Raw genomic sequence first — 9,868 nt, 5'->3', positions numbered from 1 at the left:
GCACGGTCGACTACAACATGATCGACAGGACCGTGGCCGCGGCGGTCGCCTCGGGCGTTCCGCTCAGCCAGATCGTTCCGGTTTATCAGACGTTCGGCGGCGGCAACTACACCACCGATACGGGCGGCCAATATGTCCTTCCCAGCGTCGCCCAGGAGCAGACCATGCTGGACCACTGGGCCAAGGTAGCGCCATCGCCCGCCTTCGACTATGCCTATGCCTGGGGCTCTCAACAGGGCGACACCGCGCTTGGCGACTCGCCGGCGCTGCAGGCCCTCTTCCTTCAGCATAATCAGAGCACCACCAGCGTAACTTCGACCGGCGCAACGACTCCGCCCACCAGCACGGTGCCCCCAACCACTACCGTGCCTTCGAGCAGCGATCACACTTTCTACGGCACGGGCGGCGCGGATGTGCTTCACGGCACCACCGGCGCCGATACGATGGTCGGTGGCGGCTACAACGACACCTACTATGTCAACAACGTCGGCGACAAGGTGGTGGAACTGTTGGGCGGCGGCAACGATACCGTGCTGGCATCGGTGAGTTACGCGCTGTCGGCCGGCTCGGAGATCGAGCACCTCGCCATCACGAGCAAGTCCGGCACTACGCCCATGAACCTCAAGGGAAACGGGTTCTCCCAAACCATAGACGGCAATGCCGGCAGCAACATCATCAACGGCGGTGGCGGAAAGGACGTGCTGACGGGAAATGGGGGCAAGGACTACTTTTTCTTCAATGCCGCCCTCAAGACCGGCAATGTCGACAAGATCACCGATTTTAACGTGGCACAGGACAAGATCGCGCTCGACCACCATGTGTTCACCGGCCTTCAAGCGGGCGCCCTTCCCACCTCGGCGTTCCACCAAGGCAGGGGTGCGCACGACAGTGGCGATCACATCATCTACAACAGTTCGACCGGCGCCCTGTCTTTCGACAGCGACGGCGAGGGTGGCGCACATCAGATCCAGTTTGCCACCCTGTCTCCGCATCTGTCTTTGACGGCGTCCTCGTTCATCGTAGCGTGAGCCTTGGGAAACGTCAGACCCCGATCACAAGGGTCTGACGTTTTCTTGAACACATATCGGCGGAACGAAATCGCTCCAACGCTCGTTGGTCCATCATGAGCGCTCGGGGCATCGAATTCCTGCAGAAATGGGTGGAGGATAATTTGCCACCCTATTCGAGATCCGATCCGACCCTTGCGGCGAAGCTCGCCGAGCAAGTGACGGCGGACGCCATCAAGGCGGGAATTCGCCCCGAGGAAATCTCGGAAGAAGTCGGAAGCATGTTGACCACCATGCTTGAAGTGCTCGACCAACGCGACACGAAATGATTGCGCGGCCGGTTACATTGGCAACGTCGCACGGGTCCATGGCCGACACGCCGACGGCTTCGCCGAAGAGAGTGCCACCAAGTCCTTGATCGCCAGCCAATCCAGTGGTTTGGCTCTTATCGCCTTGGTCAAACCGGGACGGTCTCGTGCTCTTTCAAGGCTCGCCTGATGATCTTGTCGAGGTCGTGAGGTTCAGCACCGTTGACTTGTATCAAGGGCCATCCATCCTGGCGCAAGCACTTGCCGATCTCCCTTGAGATATCGGCCTGCCTCAAGCCCCTGTCCACGCCGAGTTCGAACAGCAGGACCTCCAGCAGCGGTTGCTGCGCATGCCGATCCATGAGACGGCGGCGCAATGTTTCCTGCGGCGCATCGAGCTGGATAAGGAGGTCTGGTCGCGGCATGAACGCCAGGCAGTCACGAACCACGTCAATGCTTGGATTTCGCGCCAGCAAAACCAGCGCGCATAAAGCCTGGATTAGGCCCTCTTCGAAAATGAAATAACCTTCCGATTGCTGCGCTTGACGCCACGACTCGCACAGCAGGGCGATATCGACCTTCATGCGCCACGACCATGTGCGGCTTCGTAGTGGGATTGACGCCAGAAGCCGCGCCGCGACACCATCCTTCGGCAGGGTCGACAGCAAGACTGGGCCGGAGGTGGCAATCTTTTTGCCAATGCGCCCAATGCCATGGCGAACTTCCGGACCGTCTTCCTGGGCCGACCCATATTCAATCAGGCGATACCCGTTCACTGTCTTCACGTTGATGTCGTATTTCGCCATCCCCTGGCAGAGGCCGCGAAGAAGTGTGGTCTTCCCTGCACCAGGCGGCCCGAACAACTCGATGATCATCACGCAATACCCAAATGTCTCCGAGCAAGCAGTCATTCGCCTGCGTATCAAAGCTTAGCCGGATTACGAGCCACACCAACGTTCATTTGAATGATCTTTCATATATGCCGGAGGCACGCGGGATTGGCCCTTGGCAAGCGTCTCAAGATCGGGGACCTCCGGGCGGACCGGCCGTTACCGAAGGGGAATTGGAGAACGTCTTCGAGGCCGGGAGCGGGAAAGCACTGTCTGATCAAGATCGAGGCATCATCCGAATGATTGATGAAAAGATTTCGGTGGCGAGTGATGGTCGACCTTCAGCTTGGTGGGGCCCTGAATGTCTTCAGCGTATTTGCAGTCTGAAGCGGTGAATGAAGATCTGCGGGTGGATTGTCGACCGACGACGACCCGCGGATGGTCAGATATTCCCGAATACGCTCTTGACGAAGGGGGACCCCTCTGGCGCCCCTATCAGCGGATGGGCGCCGGGTTTGCCGACATTCCCGTCTTCGATCACCTTAGAAACGTCGCAAGGCAATATCCCGACAAGGTCGCGATCGGCGACGGCGCCAATCGCCTGACTTATTCCGAGCTTTTCCGGGCTGTCGAGACATTGTCGCACCGTATCGCTACCGTCGTTCCCGAAGGACAGGCGGTCGGAATCCTTCAGGCCAACTCGGCCTGGTACGCCGTGGCGATACTGGCCAGTATGGCGGCCGGGCGGCCTTCGGTTCCGCTCAACATGAGAGATCCGGGCTCTCGGATCATCGAGATCGTGAATGCCGCGCGGCTCGGCGCCATCATAGGCGCTGGAAATGTTCGCCTAATCGATTTGCCGCAGGAAGTCCTATGGATCGATATTGCGGCTGGCGTCGCGCCGAACGGTCAACAGGCATCACAGCAGCCACAGCTCCCTTCGGTTTCCGTCGATGCGCCCGCAATGGTGCTTTACACATCAGGTAGCACCGGACGCCCCAAGGGCATCGTCAACAGCCAACGCAGCCTGCTGTGGCGCGTCCGGCAATATGTCGACGCGTGCCATATCAACGCGGATGACGTTTTCCTGCCGCTGACCGGGCCTGCCACGATCGCCGGTTGCCGGGAGATTTTTACTGCACTGCTGACTGGCGCCACGTTGCACCTTCTCGAGGTGGAGGCGGTCGGCCTCCGCGCTGTCCGCGCTCGGGTTCAAGCCGAAGGTGTGACGATCGCCTATCTTGTGCCGGCGCTGCTTCGGGCACTGTTGACCGAGGCCCCTGCTGACGCTTTCCAGTCGCTCAGAGTGGCACGGATCGGTGGCGAGAAGGTGTCGTGGACGGACATCGCCTTGCTGCGCAAAGCCGTTTCGAACCAGTGCCTGATCCAGATCGGCTACTCGTCAACCGAGACCACCGGCTCGCAATGGTTCCTGCCGCAGGATTGGCCGGAGCAAGACGCATCGATCCCCGTCGGCAGGCTGCTTCCCGGGATGGCATTCGCTATCGTCGACGACGCAGGACACGATGTCGGGACAGGCGAGAGTGGAGAGCTTCTGATCAAAAGCCCCTATGTTCTGCTTGGTCATTGGGAGAACGGCGTCGTCATTCCCGCGCGGCCGGACCCGGACGATCCCGGTGTGCGGGTTTTTGCGACGGGCGACCTCGTTCGGCTGGACGACGATGGCCTGTTGCGCATCGTCGGCCGCAAGGGGCGCCAGATCAAGATCAATGGTCGACGCGTCGAGCCCGCCGAGCTCGAACGGGTCCTGCGTTGCGCGCCTTCGGTGGCGGATGCCGTGGCAATCGTGACGCCGGCCGAGGAACTCATCGCATTCGCGGTTGCCCAGCGCTTCGCCGGGGCTGCTTTCGCGGAGGAGCTTCGTCAGCTCGTCAGAACGACGTTGCCGGCGCCGCTGCGTCCGTTGCGGTTGCACACCATCGCGGAGATCCCACGCTTGCCGGGAGGTAAGGTAGACCTGGCAACGCTCACCGAAATGGATCGTACGGAGAGAAAGACCGCGCCAGCCGTCCAGCCGCCCGCTGCCCGACCGCTCCCCGCAGGAGGCCAACTGAATACAAGGCAAGTGGTGCAGCACGCGTGGATGCAGGTTCTCAACATGGGCGCTGCGGTGGGAAATTGGGATGAGGCGGGGGGAGATTCGCTGCAGCTGCTGCATTGCGTCATGGCGATCGAGAGCGCCATAGGGCAAGAGCTGGGCCTCGAGGCCTTCACCGTCGGTATGAGCTTCGACGAGATGGTTGAGGCTGTCGTCTCCGCACAGGCGGGCGAACGACACGCGAAGAAACATCACCCTCCGGTTCTTTTCCTGTTCCCAGGGTCCGTCGGTTATGGTCCGAGCCTGGCTGCGTTCGCAGCCGCCATGGGCAAAGTCGCCCGCGTGAACCCCATTCGGTATCCTGGCCTCGCCGCGATATTGGACGGACATAACAGCCTCTCCGCCATGGCTGCCGCCGCAGTCGAGCAGATAGACCGCGCCCAGCCTGACGGCCCTGTGCGACTTCTCGGCCATTCGCTTGGTGGCGCGGTTGCGTTCGAGGTCGCGGCACGGCTTCTGGCGGCCGGTCGATCGGTAAGGTTTTTGGGTATCCTCGATACGAGCCTTCTGGACGAGCCGAGCAACCATTGGGAGACACTTACCCGCACATTCCATCGCATTCGCACCAATCGCATATCCGCCCACCGGATGGCTTGCCGAGCTCTTGCCAAGATCACCGTCGCCATGGGCTGCGAGGCGTATCTCGCCAGGATTCTCGACCGCTTTGGCAAGGGAGAGTTCAGCCCGACAAGCTTCAGAACCAAACTGGAACTGCAGGAAGTCTTGCGGGCGCGGTCTTTCTTCCAGTGGCTCGCGGCACCCAAACCGGCCCTGCCCATCTCCGGCACCTTGTTCCGATGCCGTCGGGAGGGAATGCCTCGGGCCCTGGGCTGGGAAAGCGCTCTGGCGCATTTGGACGTGGTTCCGATCATGGGCAACCACATCGACCTTGTCATAGAGCCCAATCTTGCCACCAACCGCCCGCTCATCGAGACGGCCGTCGTGCGGACCTACTCCCCGGCCGAGTCTCGCAAAAGGGAGGATCTGTCATCGACGTGATCTCACACTTCAGCAAGGACATGCTGGTGCTCGATGCTCGTGCGGAGGTCGATCGCATCGTTGACACCTTGCGCAAGCAGGTTCTTGGCACGCTCCGCCGTCGCGGAGTGGTTGTCGGCCTTTCCGGCGGCATCGACAGCTCCGTCGTCGCGACCCTGTGCACACGGGCGTTCGGCAAAGACAAGGTCTTGGGCCTGTTCATGCCGGAGCGCGATTCCTCCGGCGACTCCCTGAGACTTGGCCGCCGTGTCGCGGCACAGCTTGGCATTGAGAATATCCTGGAAGACATAGGCCCGGCAGTGGAAGCCGTCGGCGCCTACCGTCGGCAGATCGAGGCGATCCGGACCGTCGTTCCCGACTATGGGGACGGCTGGAAATGCAAGCTGGTGATCGAACCGGTTCTCGAGAGCAACGGCCTCAACATCACCCGACTCACCGTCCAGGATCCGGAGGGCAAGGTCGACACGGTGCGTCTGTCGCCTGCCGCCTATCTGCAGATCGTCGCCGCAACCAACTATAAGCAGCGTCTGCGCAAGATGACGGAATACTACCACGCCGACCGCCTCAAATACGCGGTTGCGGGGACACCAAACCGTTTGGAGTACGACCAGGGGTTTTTCGTCAAGCAGGGCGACGGAACCGCCGACGTGATGCCGATCGTCCACCTTTACAAAACCCAGGTTTATCAGCTCGCGGAATATCTCGGGGTGGACGAGGAAATCCGCCAGCGGGCACCGACCACCGACACATTCTCCATGGCGCAAAGCCAGGAGGAGTTCTACTTCGCGCTGCCCTATCATCTGATGGATTTATGCCTCTACGGCCTAAACCATGGGATCGCCAGCGATGAGGTCGCGGCGGTTGCCGGCCTCACCGAGCCCCAGCTGCAGAAAGTCTTCAAAGACATCGACGCGAAACGGCGGGCCGCCCACTATCTTCACGCGCGGCCTTTGCTCTCCGTGGAAATTGGCGAGGATTGACCGGGAATGTGCGGCATCGCTGGAATTGTGACCCTGAACGCCGCGGCGGCTTCTCCTTCACGCGAGGCGCTGATGCGGATGGTGGGCACGCTGGCGCATCGCGGGCCGGACGAGCGCGGCATCTACCGCGACAAGCGTGCAGGGCTGGCGCATGCCCGCCTGTCCGTCGTCGATCTTTCCAGCGGCCAGCAGCCGCTTGCGGACACAGGCGATACGACCTGGATCGTGTTCAACGGCGAGATATTCAACTATGTCGAGCTGCGGGAAAAGCTGATTGCACTTGGCCACCGCTTCCGGACCCGCAGCGACACGGAGGTCGCGCTGCATGCGTATCGCGCATGGGGCGAAGCGGCCTTCGAGCGGATGAACGGCCAATGGGCAATCGCAATCTGGGACTCAATAGCAGGTCGTCTCGTCTTGTCGCGCGACCGGTTCGGCATTTGCCCCCTGCATTTTTGCGAGCATGCGGGCCGCCTTTATTTCGCCAGTGAAGTGAAGGCCATTTTCGCAGCCGATCCAGCCATCCCTCGCGCGTTTGATCCTGCCGGCCTCGATCAGACTTTCACGCTCTGGACTGTCGTTCCACCGCAAGGGGTATTTCAGGGAATCCACGAGCTCGTACCGGGGCATGTCCGCATCTACCAGGATGGCACCGTTCGCGAGCAGGTCTTTTGGCAGCCTTCCTACCCCGAGAATATCGGAGCGCAGCACGGCGAGTTCAGCGGGTCGTGCGATGACGCGGTGGACCGCGTGCGTGACGCCCTCGAGGCCGCGACGGCACTCCGAATGGTGCGCGCCGACGTGCCTGTCGGGTGTTACCTCTCGGGAGGACTGGACAGCTCGCTTGTGGCGACACTGGGAAGGCGCTTCGCCGGCCGACGCTTCCAGACCTTCTCCTTGCGTTTTGCCGACGCCGAATATGACGAGACCCGCTTCCAGCGCCTGGTTGCCGAAGCAACCGGCAGCGAGCACCATGAGGTGGTGGTTTCGCGCGGCGATATCGCGGCAATCTTTCCTGAGGTGATCTACCATACCGAGCGCCCGATACTGAGGACCGCCCCGGCGCCGCTGTTCCTGCTATCGAGGCTGGTGCGCGAGCGTGGCATCAAGGTCGTGCTGACCGGCGAAGGTGCCGACGAAATGTTCGCCGGCTACGACCTGTTCCGTGAAGCCAAGGTCCGCCGATTCTGGGGACGCCAGCCGGCGTCGACACGACGCTCACGCCTCCTGGAGCGTCTTTACCCGTATCTCACCCGCTCGCCGGTGCAACAGCAAGCGATGGCGCGCCAGTTCTTCGGACGCGGGATCGAGGCGCATGACGCGCCCGGCTTTGCCCATGACACGCGCTGGCGCAGCACCGGCGCCATCAAGCGCCTGTTCTCCGCGGATCTGCGCGCCGATTCCCAGCGCCGCGACGCCGTGTCGGAGTTGCTTGGCAGTCTGCCCGCGGCGTTTTCGCGCTGGAGCCCTCTTGCGCAGGACCAGTATCTCGAGGTCCAGACGTTGATGTCGGGCTATCTGCTTTCCTCGCAGGGCGACAGGATGCTGATGGCTCACTCCGTCGAGGGGCGCTTTCCGTTCCTCGACGATGAACTTGTGAGGCTCGCGAATTCACTTCCGCCTTCCTACAAGCTGCGTGTCCTGGATGAGAAGCACGTGCTGAAACGCGTGGCGGAGCCGATCGTGCCCTCCGAGATCGTAACCCGCAAGAAGCAGCCATTCCGGGCGCCCAATGCGCTTTGCTTCGCTGACGACGCCGCACCTGAATACATTCGCGAAGCGCTTTCGGAGACGGCGATACGCAAGGCGAATGTTTTCGATCCGGCTTCGGTCACACGCCTGCTCGGCAAGTGCCAGGCCAGGACCGGTGACGGTGATCTTTCCAATGCCGACAACATGGCGCTTGTCGGCGTGCTGTCGACCCAGCTCCTGCACCAGCAGTTTGTCGCGAGCTGTCCCGGTGCAACCCACATGCGTGGGCTCAGCGTCGACGTCGACCGCGAACATCGGGAGGAGCGCTTGCATGTTGCATGATGCCGTACCCCTGCTGCATGACTACCTCGCCCACTCCGCCGGCCGGCTCGGCGACAAGGTAGCGCTGGTGTGCGGCAAGCAACGTGTCACCTATGGCGAGCTCGAGGCGCGCGCCAATGCAATCGCCACGGATTTGGCCGCATCAGGGGTCGCGCGCGGCGACCGCGTGATGATCTTCGCCGACAACACGGTCGAGACGGTGGTGAGCTTCTGGGCTGTACTCAAGGCGAATGCGGTGGTGTGCATCGTCAACCCGCTGACCAAGAGCGACAAGCTTGATTATCTGCTCAACGACTGCCTACCGGCGGCGCTGATCACCGACGCGCATCTGCACTCGATCTTCCGCGAACCGGCGCGCAGCTGCCCGTCACTTCTGCGGACGATCGTTTCCGGATCGATCGATGACGACGAGCTCTCCCGATTGCCGCAAGCCATACGCTGGGACATCGCGGTCGCCGCCGGCGACGCGCCGCCGGCGCGGCGCTGCATCGATATCGATCTTGCCGCCATCATCTACACGTCCGGCTCGACGGGCGAACCCAAGGGCGTGATGCTGACGCACAGGAACATGATGACCGCGTGCGCGTCGATCGCTTCCTACCTCGAGCTTGCAGAGGACGAGGTGATCCTCAATGTCCTACCCCTCGCCTTCGATTACGGCCTGTACCAGATGGTCATGGCGTTTCGCACCGGCGCCCGGCTGGTGCTCGAACGTTCGTTCGCCTTCCCGGCGCAGGTCCTTGGGCTGATCAGGCAAGAGGGGGTTACGGGTTTCCCCGGCGTGCCGACCATCTTTGCGGCACTCTCCGAGCTCAAGTCCCTCAAGGACCAGGATTTCTCAAGCATTCGCTACGTCACGAACACCGCGGCGGCCCTGCCCCTCAAGCATATTCTCATGCTTCGGGATCTGTTTTCGAGCGCACGCATCTATTCGATGTACGGCCTCACCGAATGCAAGCGTTGCACCTATTTGCCGCCGGAGGATCTCGCGCGAAAGCCGTTGAGCGTCGGGATCGCGATCCCGAATACGGAAATGTGGATCGTCGACGAACATGACAGAAGGGTCGGCCCCGGCGTCGTTGGCCAGCTCGTCATTCGCGGCGCGACAGTCATGAAGGGCTACTGGGGCAAGCCCGAAGCGACGGCCAGGAAGCTCAAACCCGGCCCGTTGCCCGGCGAGCAGGTCCTATATACCGGCGACTACTGCCGGATGGACGCGGAGGGCTACCTCTACTTCGTCAGCCGCGGTGACGAGATCATAAAATCGCGAGGCGAGAAGGTGGCGCCGAAGGAAGTGGAGAACGTCCTTATGGATATTCCCGGCGTCCGGGAAGCAGCGGTCATCGGTGTTCCCGACGAACTCCTTGGGCAGGCGGTTAAGGCGTTTGTCGTGATGGAGAATGGAAGAACCATCGGCGAAAAACAGCTGCAGATGGAGTGCCAGAAACGACTGGAAAACTTCATGGTTCCGAAGTCCATCGTCGTCGTGGCCAGCCTACCGATGACGGATACCGGCAAACTCAAGAAAACGGCCCTGTCATGAGGTGGGCGCGGGGACGAGGTCGCTTATTTTATTGTGTCTTACAGAGGG

Annotated in this window: 7 protein-coding genes; 6 read left to right on the top strand and 1 reads right to left on the bottom strand. The window is 61.7% G+C overall.

Annotation, left to right across the window (positions count from 1 at the left end):
* The coding region (locus CK228_RS32750) for a calcium-binding protein (RefSeq protein ID WP_095790520.1) at positions 1-1,028 on the top strand (1,028 nt) is incomplete at its 5' end.
* 95 nt (positions 1,029-1,123) lie between these two features.
* Positions 1,124-1,336: a DUF768 domain-containing protein gene (locus tag CK228_RS32745; protein ID WP_095775549.1), complete on the top strand. Its 213-nt coding sequence runs from the start codon at positions 1,124-1,126 to the stop codon at positions 1,334-1,336.
* Positions 1,337-1,464: 128 nt separating this feature from the next.
* On the opposite strand, the gene CK228_RS32740 is transcribed toward CK228_RS32745, so the two are convergent.
* On the bottom strand, positions 1,465-2,190 hold the full coding sequence (locus CK228_RS32740) for an AAA family ATPase (RefSeq protein WP_095790516.1): 726 nt from the start codon (positions 2,188-2,190) through the stop codon (positions 1,465-1,467).
* Positions 2,191-2,506: 316 nt separating this feature from the next.
* Here CK228_RS32740 and CK228_RS32735 point away from each other — a divergent pair, with 316 nt between their 5' ends.
* From CK228_RS32735 to CK228_RS32720, 4 genes are read left to right on the top strand one after another with little or no spacing between them, the layout of a single operon-like run.
* A complete protein-coding gene (locus tag CK228_RS32735; protein WP_095790515.1) occupies positions 2,507-5,263 on the top strand; it encodes an AMP-binding protein in 2,757 nt (918 codons plus the stop codon).
* Complete coding sequence (nadE, locus tag CK228_RS32730; protein WP_095790514.1) at positions 5,260-6,243, top strand: NAD(+) synthase; 984 nt, start codon at positions 5,260-5,262, stop codon at positions 6,241-6,243. Before CK228_RS32735 ends, nadE begins: the two co-directional genes overlap by 4 nt.
* A gap of 6 nt (positions 6,244-6,249) precedes the next feature.
* Complete coding sequence (gene asnB, locus CK228_RS32725; RefSeq protein WP_095790513.1) at positions 6,250-8,277, top strand: asparagine synthase (glutamine-hydrolyzing); 2,028 nt, start codon at positions 6,250-6,252, stop codon at positions 8,275-8,277.
* Positions 8,267-9,820, top strand: a complete 1,554-nt coding sequence (locus tag CK228_RS32720) for an AMP-binding protein (RefSeq protein WP_179296118.1) — start codon at positions 8,267-8,269, stop codon at positions 9,818-9,820. Before asnB ends, CK228_RS32720 begins: the two co-directional genes overlap by 11 nt.
* Positions 9,821-9,868: the final 48 nt, after the last annotated feature.

Origin of the sequence: Mesorhizobium sp. WSM4312 (genome assembly GCF_002294875.1) — a bacterium.
Lineage (GTDB): Bacteria > Pseudomonadota > Alphaproteobacteria > Rhizobiales > Rhizobiaceae > Mesorhizobium.
The sequence above is the reverse complement of the archived record's forward strand: the minus strand, read 5'-3'. Positions and strand labels throughout refer to the sequence as shown.